The sequence below is a fragment of the Pseudonocardia sp. GCM10023141 genome (assembly GCF_042653605.1).
In genome coordinates, this window is sequence record NZ_JBHSIR010000056.1 from 82337 (window position 1) to 104379 (window position 22043).

26 protein-coding genes are annotated in these 22043 nt (G+C 72.2%); 11 read left to right on the plus strand and 15 right to left on the minus strand.

The window, feature by feature from the left end; translation table 11 throughout:
- Positions 1-13: 13 nt before the first annotated feature.
- Genes ACFPFQ_RS32255 through ACFPFQ_RS32265 form a run of 3 tightly spaced genes read right to left on the minus strand, consistent with a single transcriptional unit; the run spans position 14 to position 2321 of the window.
- Positions 14-949 carry a 2,3-dihydroxyphenylpropionate 1,2-dioxygenase gene (locus ACFPFQ_RS32255; protein ID WP_379625653.1) on the minus strand — a complete coding sequence of 312 codons (936 nt, stop codon included), beginning with the start codon at positions 947-949 and terminating at the stop codon, positions 14-16.
- A complete protein-coding gene (locus ACFPFQ_RS32260) occupies positions 946-1821 on the minus strand; it encodes an alpha/beta fold hydrolase (RefSeq protein ID WP_379625655.1) in 876 nt (291 codons plus the stop codon). The genes ACFPFQ_RS32255 and ACFPFQ_RS32260 overlap by 4 nt, the downstream gene beginning before the upstream one ends.
- Positions 1818-2321, minus strand: coding sequence for a cupin domain-containing protein (locus ACFPFQ_RS32265; protein ID WP_379625657.1), 504 nt, complete (start codon positions 2319-2321; stop codon positions 1818-1820). The genes ACFPFQ_RS32260 and ACFPFQ_RS32265 overlap by 4 nt, the downstream gene beginning before the upstream one ends.
- A 67-nt stretch (positions 2322-2388) precedes the next feature.
- Between ACFPFQ_RS32265 and ACFPFQ_RS32270 the strand changes: the two genes are divergently transcribed.
- The 7 genes from ACFPFQ_RS32270 to ACFPFQ_RS32300 all read left to right on the plus strand — a co-directional run bounded on the left by ACFPFQ_RS32270 (position 2389) and on the right by ACFPFQ_RS32300 (position 8173).
- Positions 2389-3168 carry an IclR family transcriptional regulator gene (locus tag ACFPFQ_RS32270; protein WP_379625659.1) on the plus strand — a complete coding sequence of 260 codons (780 nt, stop codon included), beginning with the start codon at positions 2389-2391 and terminating at the stop codon, positions 3166-3168.
- 128 nt (positions 3169-3296) lie between these two features.
- Entirely contained in the window at positions 3297-3761 is a 465-nt protein-coding gene (locus ACFPFQ_RS32275; RefSeq protein WP_379625661.1) for a cupin domain-containing protein, read from the plus strand.
- Positions 3762-3763: 2 nt separating this feature from the next.
- Positions 3764-5347: a flavin-containing monooxygenase gene (locus tag ACFPFQ_RS32280; RefSeq protein ID WP_379625663.1), complete on the plus strand. Its 1584-nt coding sequence runs from the start codon at positions 3764-3766 to the stop codon at positions 5345-5347.
- 204 nt (positions 5348-5551) lie between these two features.
- Positions 5552-6640, plus strand: a complete 1089-nt coding sequence (locus tag ACFPFQ_RS32285) for an MDR family MFS transporter (RefSeq protein ID WP_379625664.1) — start codon at positions 5552-5554, stop codon at positions 6638-6640.
- A complete protein-coding gene (locus ACFPFQ_RS32290; protein WP_379625666.1) occupies positions 6616-6801 on the plus strand; it encodes a hypothetical protein in 186 nt (61 codons plus the stop codon). The genes ACFPFQ_RS32285 and ACFPFQ_RS32290 overlap by 25 nt, the downstream gene beginning before the upstream one ends.
- 53 nt (positions 6802-6854) lie before the next feature.
- The gene (locus tag ACFPFQ_RS32295) at positions 6855-7385 is read left to right on the plus strand and encodes a pyridoxamine 5'-phosphate oxidase family protein (RefSeq protein ID WP_379625668.1); all 531 of its coding nucleotides are present in this window, start codon (positions 6855-6857) and stop codon (positions 7383-7385) included.
- 272 nt (positions 7386-7657) lie between these two features.
- Positions 7658-8173 carry a hypothetical protein gene (locus ACFPFQ_RS32300; protein ID WP_379625670.1) on the plus strand — a complete coding sequence of 172 codons (516 nt, stop codon included), beginning with the start codon at positions 7658-7660 and terminating at the stop codon, positions 8171-8173.
- 17 nt (positions 8174-8190) lie between these two features.
- Here ACFPFQ_RS32300 and ACFPFQ_RS32305 read toward each other — a convergent pair whose 3' ends face one another.
- Positions 8191-10002 (minus strand): TerD family protein, encoded by a 1812-nt coding sequence (locus tag ACFPFQ_RS32305; protein ID WP_379625671.1) that lies wholly within the window; start codon positions 10000-10002, stop codon positions 8191-8193.
- Positions 10003-10245: 243 nt separating this feature from the next.
- Between ACFPFQ_RS32305 and ACFPFQ_RS32310 the strand changes: the two genes are divergently transcribed.
- Positions 10246-10581 (plus strand): histone-like nucleoid-structuring protein Lsr2, encoded by a 336-nt coding sequence (locus ACFPFQ_RS32310; protein ID WP_379625950.1) that lies wholly within the window; start codon positions 10246-10248, stop codon positions 10579-10581.
- Positions 10582-10610: 29 nt separating this feature from the next.
- Here the strand turns inward: ACFPFQ_RS32310 and ACFPFQ_RS32315 are convergent, their stop codons facing one another.
- Genes ACFPFQ_RS32315 through ACFPFQ_RS32330 form a run of 4 tightly spaced genes read right to left on the minus strand, consistent with a single transcriptional unit; the run spans position 10611 to position 15035 of the window.
- The gene (locus ACFPFQ_RS32315; RefSeq protein WP_379625673.1) at positions 10611-11447 is read right to left on the minus strand and encodes a glycosyltransferase; all 837 of its coding nucleotides are present in this window, start codon (positions 11445-11447) and stop codon (positions 10611-10613) included.
- Positions 11444-12757, minus strand: coding sequence for a PIG-L family deacetylase (locus ACFPFQ_RS32320; RefSeq protein ID WP_379625675.1), 1314 nt, complete (start codon positions 12755-12757; stop codon positions 11444-11446). Before ACFPFQ_RS32320 ends, ACFPFQ_RS32315 begins: the two co-directional genes overlap by 4 nt.
- Positions 12754-13776: an acyl-CoA dehydrogenase gene (locus tag ACFPFQ_RS32325; RefSeq protein WP_379625677.1), complete on the minus strand. Its 1023-nt coding sequence runs from the start codon at positions 13774-13776 to the stop codon at positions 12754-12756. The genes ACFPFQ_RS32320 and ACFPFQ_RS32325 overlap by 4 nt, the downstream gene beginning before the upstream one ends.
- Positions 13773-15035: an ATP-binding protein gene (locus tag ACFPFQ_RS32330; RefSeq protein WP_379625678.1), complete on the minus strand. Its 1263-nt coding sequence runs from the start codon at positions 15033-15035 to the stop codon at positions 13773-13775. The genes ACFPFQ_RS32325 and ACFPFQ_RS32330 overlap by 4 nt, the downstream gene beginning before the upstream one ends.
- A gap of 103 nt (positions 15036-15138) precedes the next feature.
- Here ACFPFQ_RS32330 and ACFPFQ_RS32335 point away from each other — a divergent pair, with 103 nt between their 5' ends.
- On the plus strand, positions 15139-15330 hold the full coding sequence (locus tag ACFPFQ_RS32335) for a hypothetical protein (protein ID WP_379625680.1): 192 nt from the start codon (positions 15139-15141) through the stop codon (positions 15328-15330).
- 56 nt (positions 15331-15386) lie between these two features.
- On the opposite strand, the gene ACFPFQ_RS32340 is transcribed toward ACFPFQ_RS32335, so the two are convergent.
- From ACFPFQ_RS32340 to ACFPFQ_RS32360, 5 genes are all read right to left on the minus strand, one after another.
- Positions 15387-15776: an STAS domain-containing protein gene (locus ACFPFQ_RS32340; protein ID WP_379625682.1), complete on the minus strand. Its 390-nt coding sequence runs from the start codon at positions 15774-15776 to the stop codon at positions 15387-15389.
- A gap of 87 nt (positions 15777-15863) precedes the next feature.
- Positions 15864-16307 (minus strand): ATP-binding protein, encoded by a 444-nt coding sequence (locus ACFPFQ_RS32345; RefSeq protein ID WP_379625684.1) that lies wholly within the window; start codon positions 16305-16307, stop codon positions 15864-15866.
- A 90-nt stretch (positions 16308-16397) separates the two neighbouring features.
- Positions 16398-16754, minus strand: a complete 357-nt coding sequence (locus tag ACFPFQ_RS32350) for an STAS domain-containing protein (RefSeq protein WP_379625686.1) — start codon at positions 16752-16754, stop codon at positions 16398-16400.
- The gene (locus ACFPFQ_RS32355) at positions 16747-18081 is read right to left on the minus strand and encodes a SpoIIE family protein phosphatase (RefSeq protein ID WP_379625688.1); all 1335 of its coding nucleotides are present in this window, start codon (positions 18079-18081) and stop codon (positions 16747-16749) included. The genes ACFPFQ_RS32350 and ACFPFQ_RS32355 overlap by 8 nt, the downstream gene beginning before the upstream one ends.
- A gap of 24 nt (positions 18082-18105) precedes the next feature.
- Positions 18106-18912 carry an alpha/beta fold hydrolase gene (locus tag ACFPFQ_RS32360; RefSeq protein ID WP_379625690.1) on the minus strand — a complete coding sequence of 269 codons (807 nt, stop codon included), beginning with the start codon at positions 18910-18912 and terminating at the stop codon, positions 18106-18108.
- A 194-nt stretch (positions 18913-19106) separates the two neighbouring features.
- On the opposite strand from ACFPFQ_RS32360, the gene ACFPFQ_RS32365 reads away from it, so the two are divergent.
- Together ACFPFQ_RS32365 and ACFPFQ_RS32370 are read left to right on the plus strand one after the other, a co-directional pair.
- Entirely contained in the window at positions 19107-20366 is a 1260-nt protein-coding gene (locus ACFPFQ_RS32365) for a cytochrome P450 (protein ID WP_379625692.1), read from the plus strand.
- 123 nt (positions 20367-20489) lie between these two features.
- The gene (locus ACFPFQ_RS32370) at positions 20490-21122 is read left to right on the plus strand and encodes a hypothetical protein (protein WP_379625694.1); all 633 of its coding nucleotides are present in this window, start codon (positions 20490-20492) and stop codon (positions 21120-21122) included.
- 128 nt (positions 21123-21250) lie between these two features.
- Here ACFPFQ_RS32370 and ACFPFQ_RS32375 read toward each other — a convergent pair whose 3' ends face one another.
- The gene (locus ACFPFQ_RS32375) at positions 21251-21376 is read right to left on the minus strand and encodes a hypothetical protein (RefSeq protein WP_379625696.1); all 126 of its coding nucleotides are present in this window, start codon (positions 21374-21376) and stop codon (positions 21251-21253) included.
- Between the two features lie 186 nt (positions 21377-21562).
- Positions 21563-22027 carry a MarR family winged helix-turn-helix transcriptional regulator gene (locus ACFPFQ_RS32380; protein ID WP_379625698.1) on the minus strand — a complete coding sequence of 155 codons (465 nt, stop codon included), beginning with the start codon at positions 22025-22027 and terminating at the stop codon, positions 21563-21565.
- Positions 22028-22043 lie beyond the last annotated feature (16 nt).

Below are 22043 nucleotides of genomic sequence, written 5' to 3' on the forward strand. Positions count from 1 at the left end.
CGGGCGCGCGACGTCAGTCCAGGTCGAAGGTCGTGCCCACGCCCATGCCGGTGATCCATTGTGGGACCGGCTCGTAGCTGGTCCAGACCAGCGGCTCCCCGACGGCGGCCTGCCCGATCAGCCACGCCCTGATCTCGTGCCCGCCGCTGCCGGCGTGCTCCTCGAGCGCCTTGTCGCCCAGCTCCGCGACCGCGGCGAGGTCGCCGGCACGGAGCCGGTCGAGGAACCAGCCGTCCCACGCGACGTTGACGCGGGCATCGGGGTTGCCGCCCATCGCCCGCACCCGCGGCTCGCGCACCGCGGCGACGGCGCGCACGTCCCGGCGCCCGTGGATCACCGACTCCCGCCGCGGCCCGACCACCGCCGGGTCGCGGGGGTCGTTGGAGGGCAGCCAGTGCGAGAGCCCGCCACTGGCGACGACGAGCACGCGGCCACCGAACGCGGAGGAGCGGATCGCCGCTCCGAGCGAGCGGCCCAGCTCGACGCAGCGCCGCATGTCCGGCAGCGGTGGTGCGGCCGTGTTGACCACCAGCGGCACCATCGGGATGTCGGCCCGACCGGTTGCCATCTCGTAGCTCTGCACGACGCCGTGGTCGACGGTCAGCGAGTACGACAGTGACAGGTCGAACCCGGCGGCGGCGAGGCCGTCCCGGATCTCCCAGGCCAGGCCGGCGGCGACGGGCAGCGGACCCGACCGCGACCCGAAGTCGCCGAAACCGACAGCCTCCTCGATCCCCAGCACGAACGGCGGCATCACGTCGTAGAAGTTGGCGTGGAAGTGATCCGGCCCGACGACCACGACGGCGTCGGGCGCGAGCCGGTCGACGGCCGCGGCGACCCGCGCGGTGTCGGCGACGAACCGGCCGCCCGGATCGGACGCGGCCCGGGGCGGCGTCAACGTCGCGAAGGGGGAGTGCGACATCCCCACGAATCCGACGATGCGGGTCATGTCGGGTCCTTCTCCGGCAGCAGGAATTCGCGGTGCGCGCGCAGGTACTCCTCGACCTTCTCCCACTGCGGCCAGTGACCGGCGTCCGCGATGACGTGCAGGCGCGCGTCGGGCAGCCACTCCAGGAGCATGTCGGCCTCGTCGAGACCGCCCGTCGGGTCGTGTTCGGTCCACAGCAACAGCGTCGGGGCCACCACCTTGCCGACCCACGCCGGGTCCCACGCGAAGTCCTTGCGCACCAACGGGTCCTGCAGCACCAGCGTGTTCGTGATCGCCTGCACGAAGCCGGGTCGGCTGTAGACCGCGCGGCGCAGGTTCACCAGCTCGTCGGTGACCAGCTCCTTGTGGTGGAACAGGAACTCCACCCGCCTGCGGACCGTGGCGTCGCTGGGGTCCTGCACCGCGGCCATGGTGCTGTCGCGCATCCGCGCCATCACCTCGGGCTTGTTCGCGATGTTTCCCGGGGTGTTCAGCACGAGCCTGCCGACCCGGTCGGGACGGTGGGCCGCGGTCCAGGCCACCACCCAACCGCCGAGCGACTCTCCCGAGAGGTGCGGCGCGTCGATGCCGAGCGCGTCGAGCGTGCCGAGCAGGTGGTCCGACAGCACGTCGATCGTGTACGGGCGGTCCGGCAGGTCCGACCAGCCGTGCCCGACCATGTCATAGGCCGTGACGCGGAAGTCGGCGGCCAACCCCGCGATGTCGCGCGCGTAGGCCTCCAGATGCCCTCCCGTGCCGTGCAGCAGCACGAGATCGGGCCCGGACCCGGCCTGCAGCACCCGCGTGCGGACGCCACCGACGTCGACGTGGCGCACCTCGTGGTCGACGTTCGCCAGCTCGCCCCAGATGCTGATGTGCTCCGGAAGCGTCATGTCGTCTCCTCCTCGAACCGTGCGCGGGCCTCCGCGACGGTCGCGAGCCCGGCGCTCTGGCGCCGTCCGACGCCGAGCAGCCCGAGCAGGCGCGAGTTCTCGATGGTCAGGAACTCGACGGGGTGCTCCGTCGAGTCGTTGTAGTGCCGGTGCCACGTCCAGGGCGGGGTGTAGACGAAGTCGCCCGCCGCCCAGGTGCCCGTGTCGTCCTCGACCTCGCTGTGGCCCGTACCGGAGATGACGAAGTGCACCGTCTCGTGGTGGTGGCGCTGCATGTCGGAGGTCGCACCGGGCGGGATGGTCTGGCGGAAGATCTCGAAGGTCGCGGTCGGCAGCTTCCCGGCGATCGAGAGCGTGGTCGGGTTGTGCACCTGGCCCGCCGGCAGCCTCTCCAGCTCGGCGGCCCGCACCACGATGGGCCGTGCCGTGCCGGGCCGCACCGTGTCGGAGATCGCGCCGAGGAACCCGGCCATGCTGAACTCCGGACCGGACTCGGCCATCGGATCGTCTCCCTCAGTCGGTTCCGTTCGTCCACTAGCCTGATCCCGTGACGGGCGACAGCCAACGATGAGTCCCCCTGAGCGGGACGCGAGTTCGGAACGCCCGGACGCCGGGATGGGCGGGCTCGACCGGGCCGCCGCGATACTCGGCGCCTTCGACGCCACCCATCGCGAGCTGACACTCGCCGCGCTCGTGACGCGGTGCGGGATGCCGCGGTCGACGACGCACCGTACCGCCGACCGGATGATCCGGCTCGGCTGGCTGGACAAGCCCAAGGACCGCTACCGCATCGGCAACCGGCTCTTCGAGCTCTCCGGACTGGCTCCGATCCGCCACGAGCTGCGGGAGTCGGTGCTGCCGTTCCTGCAGGATCTGCACACCGCGACGAAGACCACCGTGCAGCTCGGGGTCCTCGACGGCACGCAGGTGCTGGTCGTCGAGAAGATCACCGGGCACCGGCCCATGCCGATGCTGTCGCAGGTCGGGGGAACGATCCCGGCCCACTGCTCGGGTCTGGGGCGGGCGATACTCGCCTACTCCGACGCCGCGGCCGTCGCCGTGGTCGTGGAGGCGGGCCTGGTTCCCCGCACCCCGCGGACGATCACCACGTCGGTGGCGCTGCTGCGCGAGCTGGCCGCGATCCCGGACCGCGGCTGGGCCGTCGACCGCGAGGAGGGCAACATCGGGGTCAGCTGCGTGGCGGCCCCGGTCTTCGGCCCGCTCGGCGACGTCGTCGCGGCGCTGTCGGTCACCGGCCCCTCGGGTCTCGTGAAGGCCGACCGGATCGGGCCCGCGGTCCGCCTCGCGGCCGCGGCGGCGTCGCGGGCGTACTCGACGCGGCGCTGACGTCTCCGGTCACGGGACCGCGGAGCCGCAGATTCGGTCCCGGTCAGCGGGACGGTCGGTTGGCAGAGCGGCCCGGCGAACCCCACGCTGTGAGCCCTCACACATCGGCGACCTCGGAGGAGACCACGGTGAGCCTTGGTGGTGGCTACATGCTCTCGTCCCGCGACGGCACCCGGATCGCGGCGATCGGGCTCGGGATCACGACGAAGACCGACGGCAAGTCCACACGCGACGCCTACTCGATGTTCGAGTACGCGATCCCCCCGGAGACGAGCGGCCCGCCGCCGCACGTCCACACCCGCGAGGACGAGTCCTTCATCTGCCTCGCCGGGCGGCTGGACGTGCACCTGGGCGGCCAGGACTTCGTGCTGGAACACGGCGACTACCTGTTCCTGCCCCGCGACGTCGTGCACACCTTCCGCAACTCGGCCACGGAGGAGGCCCGGGTCATCTCCGTGGTGTCGCCCGCCGGACTCGAGCGCTACTACCAGGCACTCGCCGACCTGCCACCCGGCCCGAAGGACATCTCGGTGATGCAGGGCGTCATGGCCGACTTCGGTATCGAGCTGCGGCTCCCGCCCCAGGCCGGCTGAGCATGCGCATCGCGATCATCGGTGCCGGCGTCGCCGGGCTCACCACGGCGAAGGTGCTGCTCCAGGCCGGACACGACGTCACGGTCTTCGACCGGACACCCGACGTCGGTGGTGTGTGGAGCGCCACGCGGCGCTACCCCGGCCTGACCACGCAGAGCCCGAAGGCCCAGTACTCGTTCTCGGACTTCCCGATGCCCCGGGAGTTCCCGGAGTGGCCGACCGGCGCCCAGATCCAGGAGTACCTGGCGTCGTACGCGGCCGCGTACGGGATCGTCCCGTGCCTGCGACTGGGCACGACGGTGACGGCGGCCCGACCCGAGGACGGTCGCTGGGTCCTCGACGTCGTCGACGTCCTCGACGGCACTGACGGCACTGACGGCACCGACGGCACCGGGGCGACGTCGACCGCGTCGTTCGACCGGCTCGTCGTCGCGAACGGGGTGTTCTGCGAGCCCGCCATCCCGGCCTTCCCCGGCCGGGACGAGTTCGCCGCGGCAGGCGGGCGGCTCTGCGCGGGCACGGAACTGCTCGACGCCGAGGAGGCACGCGACAAGCACGTGCTGGTCGTGGGCTACGGCAAGTCCGCGTGCGACGTCACCGTCCCGGTCAGCAGGGTCGCGGCGAGCACCACCGTGATCGCCCGGCAGCTGCTCTGGAAGGTGCCGCGCCGGATCGCCGGCGTCCTCAACTTCAAGATGCTGCTCCTGACCCGCATGGGGGAGGCCCTGTTCCGCTACATCCGGCTGCGCGGCCTGGAGAGGTTCCTGCACGGGCCCGGTAACGGCCTGCGCAGCCGGATGCTCAACTCCATCGGTTCGGTGTCGGTGCGCCAGTTCGGGCTGGCGGAGCTCGGCCTGGTGCCGACGGGGCAGATGGAGGGCATCGTCCGCGGGGCGATCGGCCTCGTCACCGAGGGGTTCTTCGAGGGCGTGCGCGACGGCAGCATCGCCGTGCACCGGGACCGCACCATCACCCGGCTGCTCGCCCGCGACGGGCAGCCCGTCGCCGAGCTGAGCGACGACACGATGCTGCCTGCCGATCTCGTCGTCTGCGCCACGGGCTTCACCCAGGGTGTGCCCTTCCTGCCCGCGGACGTGCAGCAGCGCCTCTTCGACGAGCGCGGCAACTTCCTGCTGTACCGGCAGATCCGGCCGCTCGAGGTGCCTGGCCTGTACTTCAACGGCTACAACTCGTCGTTCTTCAGCCCGCTCAACGCCGAGATGGCGGCAGTCTGGATCGCCGCGGATCTCGCCGGAGCGGTGGCACTGCCCGACGCACCGGTGATGCGGCAGGCCGTCGTCGACCAGCTGGCGTTCATGGACACCGCCACGGACGCGCACCACTGCCGGGGCGCGAAGATCATCCCGTTCTCGATGCACAACGTCGACGAGGTGCTCGGCGACCTCGGCGTGAACGTCGCGAAGCGGGTGCGGGCGTCGCACTGGCTCAACCCGATCGCGCCCGCCGCCTACGGCCGGATCACCCCGGAGGTGCTGGGCCGCCTGGGATCCGGCGCGCCGCCTGCCGCCGACGTCCCGACCGGGACGCAGGCGCCGGACCGGCGGGTTGTCGGTATCCCCCGCTGACCGTGCTGCGGCCGCCGATCGGGGCCGGTCAGAACTCCTCGTGGGTCGGGGTCCTGGCCCCAGATGCGGCCGCGCTCCAGGGAGCTCAGAGCGGCGCCCTCGGTGTCGGTGCGGGTGAACACGATCGACTGAGATCGGCGGAGATCGACAGGGGTGTCCGGCGCGCGCCCCATCCTTCTCCCGGACCGGAGGAGGGTGCCAACCATGGTCGTGGCCGAAGTGGACACGTCGCTGCGCGGACCCCGTGAGCTGGGCAGCAGGACCAGGAACCTGATCGTCGGGGCCATCCTGCTCGGGATGCTGCTGGCCGCGTTGGACCAGACGATCGTGGCGACGGCGCTGCCGACGATCGTCAGCGATCTCGGGGGCGGCTCGCACCTGTCCTGGGTCGTCACGGCCTACCTGCTCGCCGAGACGATCATGACGGTGCTGATCGGCAAGTTCGGTGATCTGTTCGGGCGCAAGCGGGCGTTCGTCGTCAGCGTGGCGCTGTTCATGATCGGGTCGTTCTTCGCGGGCTGGGCCGACTCCATGACCACCCTCATCATCTTCCGGGCGGTGCAGGGCCTGGGTGGTGGCGGCCTGATGGTCACGGCCACCGCCGTGATCGCCGATGTGGTGCCGCTGCGCGAGCGCGGCAAGTACCAGGGCTTCATCGGCGCGGCATTCGGTGTGTCCACAGTGGCCGGTCCGCTGCTCGGTGGGCTGTTCGTCGACCACCTCAGCTGGCGGTGGTCGTTCTACGTCAACCTCCCGTTCGGTGCGCTGGTGCTGATCATCGCGTTGATCGCGCTGCCGGCGGTGCGGGCCACCGGGAAGCCTCGCATCGACTACTTCGGCTTCGTCCTGATCGTGCTCGGGCTGTACCTGATGTCGTCGCTGGACGCGACCACGAGCTACTGGGCGATGGCCGCGTTCATGATCGTGCTCGGGGCCGGGATCGGACTGATCATGCAGGTCCCGATGATCGTGGTGCAGAGCACCACGGACTACGCGGACCTCGGTGTCGCGACGTCGGGCATCAGCCGCGCGAAGACCGACCCGAGCCCGGAGATCTTCGCCAGGTCCGGGGTGGATGTCACCATCGCGCAGGGCTGGCTCATCGGGCCGTCTACCGCGCTGCGGCGCACGACGGCACCGCGACGATGGAGGAGATCGGGGCGCTGGCCAACGTGCCGGCCGGGATCTTCGAGCCGACCGCGCGCCAGCTCGTCGACGCCGGCTACCTCGTGGAGTCCGCGGGTACGTACCGCTTCACCACCGCCGGGATGGACGTCTTCGCCCGGCTGGTGAACGGCTGGCGACGCTGGTTGCTGGAGCAGCTCGCCGACTGGAACGAGGAGGATCGAGGCGGGGAGGGCGGCGGTGACCTCGCCACGGCCATCGACTCGTTCGCCGAGCGCATCATCGACAACGGCCGGGTGCTCACCGTCGGGCGCCACGCCGCGCTGTGACCGCAGATCGGGACCACCGATGAGTTCGGCGGGTCGCGACGGTCGTACCGGGCATGGACGCTGCGAATCTCGCTGACCTGTACACGCTGCCGTTGCTGGAGTGGTCGAGCATCGAGTCCCGGCTGCAGGGCGGTATCCCGCAAGCACCGGGCGCCGGCGGCCCGAACCGGCACACCTGCTGGTTGACCACGATCAACCCCGACGGGAGCCCGCACGTGACGGCCGTCGGAGCGCTGTGGGTGGACGGCACGTTCTGGTTCGAGACGGGCGCGGGCACCCGGAAGGGTCGCAACCTGGCCCGCGACGCGCGCTGCGTGCTGAGCATCGCCATGGACGAGTTCGACCTGGCGGTCGAGGGCACCGCCGATCGGATCACGGATGCACCGACCGTCGCGGCCATGGTGGTGCGCTGGGCCGAAGGGGGGTGGCCCGCCGAGGTCGACGAGAGCGGCGAGGCGATCACCGCCGCATTCAGCGCGCCGGCGGCGGGGCCGCCGCCGTGGTTCGTCTACCGGATCACGGCGCGGAGCGCGACGGCTCTCGCCACGGTCGCCCCGGGCGGCGCAACGCGATGGACTTTCTGATGTCCTGACCGTTCGGGTATCAGCGCCTCGCGACAATTGCCGCGGAGTCGGGCCTGCTCGAACCCGGCGGCGGCGCATTCCTGTTCGCCCACCCGGAATCAGGGTAAACCCTCCCCGAATCCCGGTGCTGCGCCCGTGTCGATGGATCGCGATCCGGCGGAGTCTCGATCCATGACAACAACACTTCCGCCCCGCCACCACCCCGACCGCACCGCGCCGCCGCGGGCGCCGGATCGCTGCAGCAAGACACGGTCACACGTTCGTTCGCCGGCGTGCGCGAGATCGTCGTCGAGGTCGACGAGTGCACCGTCGGGCTGCACCGGTCGAGCGGTGGCGACGTCGTCGACACCGCCACCCGGCGCTGGGCCGCAGGCTACGAGCCGGTGCTGACCGGCACCGTGGTGAACGGCGTGCTGACGCTGGGCTCGGACTGCGCCGGTTTCAACATCGGGTGCGAGACCGAGCAGTCGATCACCGTCCCGTCCGGGGTACCGGTCACCGTCCGCACGGTCGAGGGTGGGATCGAGGCGGTCGGCCTGGACACGCCGCGGTTCAACGCCTCCACCGTCGGCGGCCCGGTGCGGGCGAGCTTCGTGTCCGCACCCGAGTCCGTCACGGTCGGGACCGTCGCGGGTCCGGTGCGGGTGACGGTGCCCGGTGGCAGCTACCGCGTGGACGCCGCGACGGCGATCGGCCCGGTGCATGTCGGCGTCGTGAACGACCCCGCCGCTCCGCGCACGATCCACGCCAGGACCGGGTCGGGACCGATCGACATCGTCGCCGGCTGAGGAGGCGGGGACGCGTGTCAGGCGACCGCGACGCCGTGGCGGCCGGCGAGCTCGGCCAGCCCGTCGTCGTAGCCCTGACCGATCGAGCGCAGCCGCCAGATCCCGTTGCGCCGGTAGATCTCCGCGAGGACCATCGTGCGCTCGGTCGTGCCGGCGTCGAGGGTCGCGGTGGCGGCGGTGGCCGTGTCGCCGTCGACGCTGATCGTGACCGCTCCGAGCTCGCCGAAGGTGGCGTCGCCGTCCAGCGCTGCCGCGATGATGATCCGGTGGTGCTCGCCGGAGACCCGGTCCAGGTCGACGCGCACGCTCTGCTCGCTGTCGCCGTCCGTCGACAGCCCGACCGCGCCGTGCTCGCTGAGCGGGGCGTTGTAGAAGACGAAGTCCTCGTCGGCGATCACGCGCTCGTCGGCGTCGACGAGGAGGGCGACGACATCGACCGCGGTGCCGTCGGCGAGCGCGTCGGCCCGCCAGGCCACGTTGACCGTCCAGACGTGCTCGTCGGGCAGGTCGATGACCGCCCCGCGGGGGAGCACCGGTACGCCTGCTCCCGCGACGTCGGAGCGGTGCCGGCCGACGTAACCCGGCACTGTGCCACGCGGTTCTGCGACCCCCGGCTCGGCGAGGATCGGCGCCGGGAGCGGGATACCGAGTGCGACGGCGCCGCTGTGCAGCGGGAGCTCTGCCGCGCGGATGCGCGGGAGCCTCCTGTCGGTCTCGCCGCCCGCCATCAGGATCACGTCGGTGACGCCCGCGCTGAAGTTCACGGCCGCGACACCGCCGAGCGCGGTGACCTCGGTCCGCACGGCGGCCGCTTGCCCGTGCGTGCCGCCGATGACGAGGACGCGGCGCCCGTGGAGCGGCCCGCGCACGGTGGCGGCCGGTCGAGGTGGACGTCGCTCCGGTGGCGCCGAGAGGTGCGGCGCACCGTGGCGGACGTCGTCGAGCAGGTGCCGGAGCGTGAGCTCGTCGATCACGAGGATGCCTTCGGCGCGGGCGCGGGCCGCCTTCCGCGTCTCGAGCGCGGGATCGTTGCAGACCAGCGCGCTGGTGAGCCTGCTGACCGACTGCTGGACGTCGAGACCCGCGCCGACCATCCGCTCGACGAGCATCTCGCGGGGTTCGCGGGTGGCCCCGGTGATCGCCAGCTTCATGCCCTGCACGAGTGGTCGGCCGGCCTCGAGCCGCCCGGGGTGGCTCCATGGGCAGGGCGGGGTGGTGATGCGGGGTGGGTAGGGGGTCGTGCCGGTCCTGCCGTCGACCCCGATCAGGGGGAGCGGCATGTCCAGACGAGCCGCGAGCAGGAGGCTGTGGGTGAGGATGCGCGCGAGGACCTCCATGTCGTCCGCGGCGTCGTGGGCGTGCAGCTGCGGGACGCCCCAGTAGCCGGCGAGCGTGGCCAGCTTGTGGTTGGGCACGTCGATCCCGAGCCGCCTGCTCAGCGCGAGGGTGCACAGGCGTTGCCGGACGGGCAGCTCCAGCCCGATCCGGTCGGCCTCTGCGGTGAGGAACCCGTGGTCGAACGCGGCGTTGTGGGCGACGAGGATGCGGCCGTCGAGCACCTCGAGCAGGCGCGGTGCGATCTCGCCGAAGGTGGGTGCCGTGGCCAGCCGCGCGGCGGTGATGCCGTGGACGTGGACGGGACCGGGGTCGCACCCGGCGTTGACCAGCGAGCTGAAGCGTGGCCCGACCGGCCGTCCGGCCGGGTCCAGCGCCATCGCGGCGACGCTGAGCACCCGGCTGCTGCCCGGATGGAATCCGGAGGTCTCCACGTCGACGACGGCCCAGGCGTGGTCGGAGTCGAGGAGCTGGTCGATCTGTGCGGTGGTCACGGCTGCCTTCGTCGAGCGTCGGCGGTGGGGAGCTCTCGCCGCGGGACTGCTCGCACTGCGCTTTTGATCCGTTACCCCGTGCTGATGGCGGCCTCGGGACGCGGATCTGTCCGGCGGCGTGTCCGTAATCGAGCCGGTCGGACCAATGCACTATTGTCGGTGATGACAATTTCGTTTGTCGTGTTGTTGGCCCCGAATCCCGACGGGATACGGGCCGTCACGACAGTTCTTGAGGGGTGGAACATGGCGAAGCAGACGACCGTGACGTTGGTCGATGATCTGGACGGTTCGGAAGCCGACGGCCAGGTCGAGTTCGCGTTGGACGGCCGTTCCTACGAGATCGACCTGTCGGAGAAGAACAGCGCGCAGTTGCGGGATGTGCTGGCCCCGTTCGTTGCGGCCGCGCGGCGTGCGGGTGGGTCGAGCCGGCGTGGTGCTGCCGTGGTGGCGGCCCGGCCCAGCTCGGACCGGGTGCAGAACCAGGCGATTCGGGAGTGGGCGCAGAAGCAGGGCCTGAAGATCTCGGAGCGCGGCCGTATTCCGTCCGAGGTGCTCGACGCGTTCCACAAGGCCCACTGACAGCTCGGTCGCGCGGTGCACCTGCCACCTCAGGCCGGGCCCACCTGCGGTTGCGTGGCGGCGTCCGCTGCGGTCTCGTCCGTGGCGTCCAGCCCGGACAGGAGGTCGGCGAGTCCACCGGCGGCCCGGCCGCGCAGGCGGGCGCTCGTCAGTACGCGCACCCCGGTGGGTTGTTCGAGCGGGTATCCGGCGGCGCGGAGCCGTTCCCACAGGCCGTGGTCCTCCCCCGAGCCGTGCCAGGGAAAACCGCCCACAGCGAGGTAGGCGTCGGCGCGCACACCCAGGTTCGCGCCGTAGACGTGCCCGTGGGTGGGCCCGGAGGTGCGGTCGCGCACCAGCTCGCGATAGCGGCGGCGGGCGCCGGGGGTGACGCCGGCGGGGCCGTCGAGATCCGCCGTCCCGGCCACGGCGGCGGCGCCGGTGGTGGCGTGCTCGAGGTGGCACAGGGCCCAGTCGGTCGGCACGGCGGAGTCCGCGTCGGTGCTCAGCAGCCAGGTCGTGCTGGGGTCGTGGTGGCGCAGCCGGCGCAGCAGGTGGCGGATGCCGAGGTCACGCAGCGCGCCGACGCCGGCCCCGGCAACGGTGTGGACGAGTTGGTGGCGGCCCACGGCGGCGTGTTCCGCCGGGCGGCCCCGCGATCGCTGCACGTGGAGCAGTCCTGCCTCCGGCCAGGCGTCGAGCACGGTCTCGGCGCGTGCCACGGTGTCGTCGCGGCAGCCGTCGAGCACGACCTCGGCCGCCGTCGTGATGTGGTCGGGCAGGGCGCGCAGCGCGTTGCGGACGCCGAGCAGGCACCGCCGGATGAGTTCCTCCTCGTCCCTGGCCGGGATGACGACCGCCACCGCGGTGATCCGGTGTCCTGTCATCGGCGGCGCAGCACCAGCAGCAGGAAGTCCTCGTCGGCGTGCTCCACGAGCGGATCCAGCCGCTCGTGGCGGCGCAGCAGCTGGTGGGTCGTCTCGGCGGAACGCGGGGCCTCGGGTGGCCAGCCGCGCCAGTGCACGGACACGAGGTCGCCGCCGGTGCCCAGCGCGCCGGTCAGCGCGGTCAGCGTCGCGTCGAGGGTGGTGTCGTCGAGGTAGTAGAGCACCTCGCTGACGACGGCCAGGTCCACCGGTCCCGGCGGTACGTCCGGGAGCGCAGCCGCCTCCACCGTGACGCCGCGGTGTCCGGCCGTGCGGGCCCGGGCACTGGCGACGGCGTCGGCGACGGGATCGGCGGCCAGCACCCGGTCGCAGCGGGTCGCGAGCTCGAGCGTCAGCTCACCGGTACCGCAGCCCGGTTCGAACGCGAGCCCGTAGCGCTCCCGCGGCAGGCAGGCCATGACGACGGCGCGTTTGCGCCGTTCGTACCAGGACGTCGCGCGCCACGGATCGTTGCCGTCCGCGTAGAGGTCGGCGAACCGGGAGATCGGGGCGGAGGTCGTGCGGGGCTCGCGGAACACGATGTCGGTGTGGCGGTCGACGTGGTCGAGCAGGCCTTCGGCCAGCACCGGCGTCGCCCCGGCTGGCCCGCTGTCGACCTGGGAGGCGTAACACGCCACCGCGGCCCGCCGCGCCGCCCGGCCCGCCGCGTCCAGAGCGACGGTGTGCGCGCGGTCCCACGGGATGGCGCCGTCGGCCGGGTCCGTCCACGCCCACATCCAGATCGGGTAGGACCATCCGTGTGCGGTGACCGGCGCGGCCTGTGCCGCCGCGAGGCCGGCCGCGCGGTGATCGGGATGCGGGTCGTCGGGCCAGGGGGCCAGGTAGGCGTCGGCGGTGGCCAGCAGGGGCCGCAGCAGCTCGCGCAGGCGCTCGCTGTGCTCGGTGAGCCGGGAGTCCGGCAGCCCCAGCCGATGCACCGCCACCCCGCCGAGACCCTGGGCCCGCAGCGCGGCGTCCAGCTCCGCACGGCGTACCCGCGCGAGCTCCTGACGCGCGTCCGGGCCGAGGCCCGGGTAGGCCGCCTCACCGTCGGTGGCGACGACGATGACGATCTCCGCACCGGCAGCGCGCAGCGCAGCGAGCGTGCCCGCCGCGCCCAGCGTCTCGTCGTCGGGATGGGCGGCGATCAGCACCACCCGGCGGTGCGCCGTCGCGTCGAACATGGGCAGGTTCCTGTCGCGCAGCGCCTCGCGCCACCGCTCGGGCGCGGTGACCGGACGTGGTGTCGCCGGCGAGTGAGCGGGGCTCATCGCGTCGCCGACTCGTCGAGCACCGATCGACCGACCGCGGCGTGGTCGCGCTCGCCGTGGTGCTGTCGGATGAAGAGAGCGAGGTCGGCGAGGGTGGTGGCGAGCGCGGCGTCGCGGCTCAGCGGGGCGGGTCCGAGCATGCGGGGCACCCGCTCCACCACGTCGCGGGCGACCCGTTCGACGCTCCCGCGCAGCTCGCCGACGCGCCGGGCGACCTCGCCGTCACCCCGGTCGATCGCGGCGGCGACGGCGTCGACGTGTGCGGCGGTCGCGGTGAGCATGCAGTGCAACTCGCCGAGGTGCGCGAGCTGGTGCGCGTCCGGATCGGCGGGGAGCAGCCGGGCGGCGCGCTCGAGCAGCCCCCGCGCGGCTCCGGACCACACCGCGGCGACACCGCCGCCGCCGAGGGCGAACCCGGGCCGGGAGGTGTACCAGCCGGCCGAGCCGACGATGTCGTCGCGTGCGACCGGGAGCGTGTCGAAAACCACGTCGAGGGTGTCGGCGGCGGCCATCGCCGCGGTCTGCCACGAATCGGGATCGGCGCGGGCACCGGGCGGTGCGACGGCGACGTCGATCAGCACCCGGTCGTCGGGGCCCCCAAGATCGGAGAAACCGAGGTCGGAGACATCGAGGTCGGCGACGACCAGCGCGCGGTCGACGATGTGCGCGCCCGAGCAGAACCGGACGGTGCCGTCGAGGCGGAGCGTGGTGCCCGACCCGTGCAGCCGGGCCCCGGTGCGTCCGGACCGCGACGCCCACACGCCGTACAGCGTGGCGGCAGCCGCGGATCGACCGGCCTCGGCGAGGATCGCGACGGCATCGGCGTGGCCTTCGGCGAGGCGGGCCAGCGCCGGATCGCGCCGGCCCCACCCGGCGAGGTGGACCCACCGGGCCGCGGTCTCGCCGCTCCCGGGCAGGGGCACGTCGAGGGCGCGCGTGCGCAACATCGTGCGCAGCTCGGACCCGACCGTCGCCGCCGTCCGCGGTGGATCGGCGCGCGTGTCCGGTCCGGTTGTCATCGGCATTCCCGCCACGACCCTTCCTCGTCGGCCCAACCGTCATGAACCAGCAGTGTCGGGATCGCCGTCCCGGCCGATGCACACGGCGACTGCGTGATACCCCGATCGCCGCAGCCGAAACGATGCCGCGGTCGAATCGATGCAGCGCCCGGGCGCCACACCCAGCGCCCGGCCGCGCGGGCTGGTACGGCTTGCGCCGAAAGCACCCCCACGACACCACCCGTGCGACGAGGCCGGAGGAACGGACATGGCGGAGCCCGAGGAACAGCCGGCAGCCGTGCGCGGCGCGGAGGCCGACCACGACGAGGCCGACCAGAACGAGACCTAGGACGACGCCCGCGAGGACGTCGAACCGGACGTGGACAGGGGTGCCGAGGACAGGGGTGCCGAGGATGGGGGTGCCGAGGATGCGCAGGCCGAGCCCGCCGTCCCACCGCTCGAGCCGGACGGTGGACGGGTGGGCTGTCGGCGGCGTCGGTGACCGTGACGGACAGGCCCCGGGAGTGCTGTTCGAGGCGCAGGCGCCCCGCTGTGCGGGCGTGGCGGACCATGTTGTCGACGAGCTCGGAGCCGACGAGCACGACCGACTCGCAGGCCTCCTCCGCCTCGATGCCCCACTGCGTGCAGACGTCGCGGATCCAGCGTCGGGCGACCCGGGCGGCACCGGGCTCGCACTCGAGGTCGAGCTGCCTGCGCCGCCGGTCAGGTGGGCCCGCCACCGCCTCCTCGCCACCGCCTCCTCGACACCGCCTCCTCGACACCGCCTCCTCGACGCTGCGCGAGCTCGGCAGGAAGCGCGAGACGGCCCCACGACCAGCGCGACCGGCTGGTCGGCGGCCAGCTCGAGCAACCTGTCGCGCAGCTGCGGATAGGTGCTGAGGTCGAGCGTGGCGCGCGGTACCACCACGACACATCCGCTGCGGGTGCGGTGCTCGAGGTCGAGCACCGGCGGCCCGGTCATCGCGCGGGTGGTCGAGGAGATGCATCCATGGCGCAGGCCTCGTTCCCCGCGGTGGACGGATCCGCGGATCGATCGACGGGGCCGGCCGCTCGCGGGTCTCGTCCGAGCCCAGTGCGCACAGCATGACTTTGCCGTCACACGGCTGCCGGATCGACCGGCGCCGCGCGGGGCTCGATGTGGTCGATACAGGTGGGCGCACGCTTCCCGGCGATACCGGTGTGCACCGAGCGGGTCGTAGTCGAGGAGAAACCATGCAGCGGACGAGCATGCGCACGATCGAGTACCGGATGACCTGCATCCTCGACGGTCTGGCGTTCCCCGCCGCCCGGTGGCAGCTCATCGCGCCCGCCGAGTACTAGGGCGCAGATGCCCTGACCACCGCGTCGCTGCACACGCTGCCGATGCGCCCCTACCGGAACGTCGCGGACGTCGTGCAGGCGATCGTCGACGGGCCGGTGGGCGAGACGGCCGTGCTGCGCGTCGCACCCGGCCCCACCGCTGACGCCGGGCAGCCCCGGCCGAGCCACCTCCTCGGGCCCGTCGCCGCACAGCACGGGCGCCCGGCGGCGATGCCCTCGGCGGCGTCAGCCTGAACCCCTGTGCCTGATCCCCTGGGGGCCGGTCAGACCTGCAGGTGGCGTGCCAGGGGTCAAACCGGGTCGATGCGCGCGATCAGGTCGGCGACGGTCGGATGGTCGGAGAAGGTGGCGGTGAGGGCCACGATGTCGAGTACCCGCCGGACCCGGGGGTTGTCCCGCGCGCCGATCAGGTGGATCCGGGCGGGATGCCCGGCCTCGTTGTCGCGCAGGGCGACCAGCGCCGAGATCCCGTGCGAGCCGAGGAAGGTCACCGCGCTCACGTCGAGAGCCAGGTGCCGGACACCGGCGCCGACCGCGGAGGCCAGATACGCCGTCAGCCGTGGTGCGGTGATCATGTCCAGTTCCCCGACGACCCTGACGACCAGTACATCCGGGCGCGGTCGATCAGCCGTCAGCGCAAGCACCTCGACGATGTCGTCGGGGTCGGTGGGGGAGCTCAAACCCGTTGCCCTCGCAATCTCGCACGACAGGTGGACGCTCACGCCACCGTTGGGGGGAGCGCCGGCACCGTCAGCGTGGGGGCAACGTTAGCGGTGCTGAGCCTCATCGGCGAGATCGACCACGGCCCACACGGTCTTCCCGGTGCCCTCGAGGGTCCAGCCCCATCTCGTGGTGAGGGCATCGATCATCTGCAGGCCACGGCCCCGGACGGCCAGCGGGTCCAGTGGCTGCAGGGCCGGCGGCAGGGCCGAGCCGTCCTGCACGTGGACGTGCAGCATTCCGCCATCCGGGCGCACCGTCACCGTCAGCGGTGTGTGGGCGTGGTCGACGACGTTGGATACCAGTTCGGTGACGATCAACATCGCCCGGTCGCAGGAGTCCTCGCTGACACCCCATCCGGTCATCAACACGTGCAGCCGGTTGCGGACCGTTGCCGCGGCCGACGCCGATGGCGGCAGGTGCCAGTGCCGCGCAGCGAGGTCGCCCGCTCCGCCCGGGTCGCCGGCAGCCGACGTGGTGTCACCCGCCACGGCGACACCTCCCCCTGATCGACGTCCGCGCCTGGTCGAGGTCTGCAGCTGACGCGGCATACGGTCCAAGGTGCCCGATTCACGGCAGACCTACACCTTCGTCGGGGTCCAGGCGTCCACGGCCGTCGTCAGTGTCGGGAAGAGGGAGATGATCTGCTCCAGCCCCATGATGCGCAGGACCCGGGAGATCCGCTGCGGGACCCCGGCCAGCGCGATGCCGGCACCTGCGGCGACGGCGATGTTGCGGGCGGCGACCATCGTGCTGATGCCGCGGGAATCGCAGAACTCGAGCCCGGCGAGGTCGAGCACCAGCTGCTGGCCGGGTGCCAGTACGAGGGCATCGAGCGCGGTGTGGACCCGGTGCGCGGTCGTCCGGTCGAGGTCACCCACCAGCGCCAGTACTGCGGTGGCATCCATCGCGTGCGAGACGACGGTCAGCTCAGCCATGGTCGCTCCCTGGTGGGCCTGCTGCGGGGGAGTGCGCTGCGGGGATGTGCGCTGTGGGGGAGTGCGCTGCGGGGATGCTGAGTGCCAGCAGCGCCGCGTCGTCGTCGAGTCCGTCACCGAAGCTCGCCAACAGCTCCCGCAGGTTCGTCATGAGCGCCGGCGCCGTCGTCGGGGCCTGCGGCGCGACGTGCGCGAGCAGGGCCTCCTCGTCATAGCGGGTACGGGTGTTGCCGATCCGTGCCTCGGTGAGACCGTCGGTGAACAGCAGCAGGGTGTCGCCGCGGGCCATGATGAAGGTGACGGCGGCGAAGTGCGCGTCGGGCAGCGCGCCGACGAGCTGCCCACCCGGTGTGGTCTGGGCGGTTGTGGTGCCGTCGGCGCGCAGCAGCAGCGCCGCGGGATGGCCACCGCTGGCCAGGGTGACGGTGGCCGTGCCGGTGCCGGGGGTGAGCAGCCCGAAGATGATCGTGCAGAAGCGCGGGTCGTCGCCGTGGTACTCGTGGTTGAGCACCGTGTTGAGCACGTTCAGGACCGCGATCGGGTCGGGGTCGTTCACCGCGGCGGCTCGGGCCGTGTAGCGGGCGAGCGAGGTCACCGCGGCGGCAACGGCACCCTTCCCGCACACGTCGCCGAGGAACAGACCCCACTGGTTGTTGCCGATCGGGAACAGGTCGTAGAAGTCGCCGCCGACCTCGTCGGGTGAGGCGACGTGGTAGTAGGAGGCGACGTCCATCCCGGGGACGGTCGGCAACGTCGGCGGGAGCAGCGAGCGTTGCAACGTCGACGCCAGGCGCTGGACGCTCTCCCGCTCGCGGTTCGCGTCGGCACGGGCGCGTTCGGCCTCGGCACGGGCCTGGTCGGCTTCCGCGCGGGCCTGCTCGGCGTGCTGGCGGGCCGTGAGCAGTTCGTGCTCGTAGGCGCGCCGATCGTGGGCGTCGAACACGGTGGTGCGCACGAGTGCCGGCCGGTCCGAACCCGGTTCTGCGGGCTTGACCACCGAGGCGAGCAGCGCCGGGAACCGGCTGCCGTCGGCGGCGCGCAGATCCATCGCCATCCCGCCCACCGTGCCCTGCATCTGCAGCAGCGGCAGGTAGTGCGTCTCGTAGTAGATGCGGCTGCCGACGCGGAGCAGGTCGGTGAACCGGCGCCTGCCGATCAGCTCGTCACGGGAGTAGCCCAGAAATGTCAGCAAGGTGGCATTGACCTTGACGATCTCTCCGGTGACCAGGGTGGAGAGGTACCCGCACGGCGCGTGCTCGTAGAGGTCCTCCAGATCCGACTCCGGAGGCGAGCCGATCAGCGGGCTCGCATCGAGGTGGTGAGTCATGAGCGCTTCATGATCGGGGCCGCGTCATGAGCGGAGGCCGTCGACGAATGCCGTGATGGCAGCCGTGGTGGCCTCGGGAGCGCTCAGCTGCGGGCAGTGGCCGGTGGCCTCGAGCGTGACCAGTTGGCTACCGGCGATGTGGGCGTGGACGAAGCTACCGACCTGCGGGGGCGCGATGACGTCGTGCGAGCACTGCAGGATCAGGGAGGGAGTGCGCACCCGGGCGAGATCGGCGCGGTTGTCGGACAGGAACGTGGCGCGGGCGAACACGCCGGCGATGTGGGGATCGACCCGGCAGAAGCTGTTGGTCAGCTCGGCGCCCAGCTCCGGACGATCCGGATTGCCCATGATCACCGGCGCCATCGCGGCGGACCAGCCCAGGTAGTTGCTGTCCAGGGAGTCCAGCAGCTCATCGATGTCGTCCCTGCTGAACCCGCCCCGGTAGTCGCCGTCGTCGATGTAGCGGGGCGAGGGTGTGAGCAGTACCAACCCGGCGAAGCGGTCCGGTTCCGCGATCGCCGCCAGCACGGCGATCATCGCGCTGACCGAGTGGCCGACCAGTGCCACGTCGCGCAGGTCCAGTGCCTCGCAGACGTCGAGCACGTCACGGGCGTAGCCGTGCAGCGAGCTGTAGCGCTGCTCGTCCCACATCGCGATGTCCGAGTGGCCGAAACCGACGTAGTCGAACGAGACGACCCGGAAGTCGGCTGCCAGCGCCGGCGCCACCAGCCGCCACATGTTCTGATCGCAGCCGAACCCGTGTGCCAGCATGGCCACCGGCGCGTCCGGCGGCCCGGTCACCGTCACGTTGTTGCGGGTGACCACGTCCATGAACGCATCCTGTCACCTGCGCGCAGCTCCGGCCTGACGAGCGGCTAGTGAAACGAACGGCACGTTCGTCCACTTGCGGTGGACGAACGGGCCGTTCGCGACAGCGAGCGCGTGATCAGAACCCCGCCCCGCGACGAGCTCGTGGAACCGGACGCCTGTTGATGTGATGTACCAATCGACGTTAGGTTTTGAGGGTGTCGGATGCGCATGGGGCCATGGAGGACTTCGATCATCACACCGAGCAGTTCGCCGAGCACTGGCGGGAGCAGTACGCCGATCTCCGCAGCCGCTGCCCCGTCGCGCGGACGCCGCGGCACGGCGGGTACACGGTCCTGACCCGGTACGACGACATCAAGCGGGTCCTGCGGGATGCGGAGACCTTCGCCTGCGGCCGGGACCTGGAGTTCGACGGGCACCGGACCGGTGGCGTCACCGTGCCGATCAACCCGGTCCGGATGGGCATGATGGAGATGGATCCGCCGCAGTCGCAGGCCTACCGCCGGGTCCTCGCGCCGCGGTTCTCGGCCAAGGCGATCCAGGAGTACCTCCCGCGGATGGCCGAGATCGTCAGCTGGACGGTGGACCGGGTCGTCGAGTCGGGCCGGATCGACTTCGTCGACGACCTGGCCAACCCGCTCCCCACGCTCGTGTCGCTGGACTACTTCGGGCTGCCGCTCGACAAGTGGGAGGACTACGCCACGGCCCTGCACAAGGCGGCCTACCGGGAGAAGGGCTCGGCCCGCGCCGTCGGCGCGTTGCTGGCCGACCTCGCCGGCATCGTGGCGGAGCGGCGGCGCACCGCCGGCGACCGCGGCGACATCGTCGATCGGCTGCTCACGGCCGAGATCGAGGGCGTCGTGATGCCGGACGAGACCGTGACCGAGATGCTGTTCATGCTGCTCAACGGCGGGATCGACACGTCGACGGCGCTGATCGCGAGCATGTTCGACCACCTCGGCGAGCACCCGGACGAGCGGGCCAGGCTGGTGGCGGACCCGTCGCTCATCCCGACCGCGGTGGACGAGATGCTGCGCTACTTCACCCCGGGCACGGGCGTCGCCCGCACGGTCGTGCGGCCGGTGGAGATCGCGGGCGTGCCGCTGCGGCCGGGGGAGCGGGTGCTGCTGGCACTCGGTTCGGCGAACAACGACCAGGACGTCTTCCCCGAACCGAACGCGGTGCGGCTCGACCGCGACAACAACGGCAAGCACCTGGCCTTCGGCAACGGCCTGCACCGCTGCCTCGGCGCCTTCCTCGCCCGCGCCGAGATCATCCTCGTGCTGCAGGAGGTGCTGCGGCGGCTGCCCGACTACGAGATCGACGCGGTGGCGGTGCGTCGCTATCCCACGATCCCGCTGATCAACGGCTACATCGCCATACCGGCCACGTTCACTCCCGGCGAGCGGGTGCTGACCGGGTTCGACACCCGGCTGCCGGTGCGGGCGGCGACGTGACGGGTGGCGCCCGGTCGGCGGCCGAGGCAGTGCTGGCCGGCCTGCCCGGCAGGCCGGCGCACCACCGGCGGGTCCCGCGTTCACCGGCGCTGAGCCCGTCGCGCCCCCCGCGACACTGCAGATGTGGACCTTTCCGGGGCTGCGGCCGGGGCGCCCGCCCGAGGCGGGGCCCGCCGAGCCGGTGACCTCGACGAGTCGGTGCGAGCGACGCTGGCCGGGTTCGGTTACAGCGCGACGCTCGCGGTGCGGACCGACCAGGAGTTCGCGTCGGATCTGCGTCCCGGCGACGTGGTCGTGGCCGAGAACGTCTACCTCGACGCGACCGGCGAGAAGGGCACGGCGCTGGGCCGCGGCTTCTTCGTGCGCAGCCGCACCGACTACCGGACCGTGTCGGGTCGCCCGGCCGGCAGCGTGACGTTGACCGTGCTCCAGTTCGCGCCGGGAAACCCGGCCCCGATCCCCGCCGCGGCCCCGCCGCCCGGGGACGCATCCGGTTCCCCCGCTGCAGAGTGCGGACCGGTCCGCGTCCCCGTCACCACCACCCTGATCGTCGCCGGAGCCCTCGCGACGCGGGACTTCTACCCGGTGCACCACGACCGGGACTTCGCCCGTGCGCACGGCAACACCGACATCGTGATGAACATCCTCACCACCAACGGCCTGCTGGCCGCATCGTGGGCGGGTGGCCCGGCCCGGCTCGGCTCCGCCGGCTGGTCGCGACCCTGCGCGCCCCCGCAGCGCCGGGGCAGGTGCTGACCTTCACCGGCCGGGTCGAGAGCGGGGACGAGCTCGCGGTGTCCGCCCGTGCCGAGACCGGGTCCGGGGTGCACGCGGAGGCCGTGGCGACCCTGACGCCCCCTGGCCCTTGAGATGCAGGCGTCGGCTCAGGTCTCGACGATCCGCAGGGCGATCCGCGCATCGGGCAGCGCCTGCTGGGTGCCACGCAGGTCGGTGAAGGGGCTGCTGACACCGACGTCGAGGGTGGTGGCGCGTTCCACGTCGGCGAGCACCGCCTGCTCGGCGCCGAGGTCGATGGGGCAGCTCCGGCCCGCCGGCTGCCACCTCCACAGTGGACGGGCGCCGCGGCGCTGCAGGCGGCGGTCGAGGTCGGCGGTCGGGTGCTGCTGCGGCGCGGCGGATCGCCGTCGACGTCCTGGACGTCGTGCCGGTGGGATCGGTCGGGTCGGTCGGGGCGGTCACTGCGGGGGAGACGTCGCCAGTGCCGCCCGACAACGGTTGAGCGCATCGCGCAGCGTCGATCGCTCGCCGCGGTCGAGGTCGGCGAGCATCCGTTCCTCGAGCCCGCGCACGAGGTCGTCGACGTCGGCGAGCAGCGTGCGGCCCCGCGGGGTGAGCTTGATCAGCGTGCGGCGGCGGTGGGCCGGGTCGGGATGCCGGTCGATCAGCTCGCCCCGTTCCAGTGCCGTGACGAGGTCGGCCATCGTCTGCGGCGTCACGAACGAGTTGCGGGCGAGCTCGGCCGTGGTGAGGCCGTCGCGCCGGTCGAGCACGGTGAGCGCGGTGTACTGCGCGGTCGTGACGCCGGCCGGTTTGAGCAGGTCGTCGAGCTGTGCCCGGATCGCCAGCTCGACCTGCTTGATCGCGTAGAGCAGCGAGGGTGCTGTCCGTGACGGTGGGGTCGTGGTGCCGGTCCCGGTCATGCGGCCTCCTTCCGGC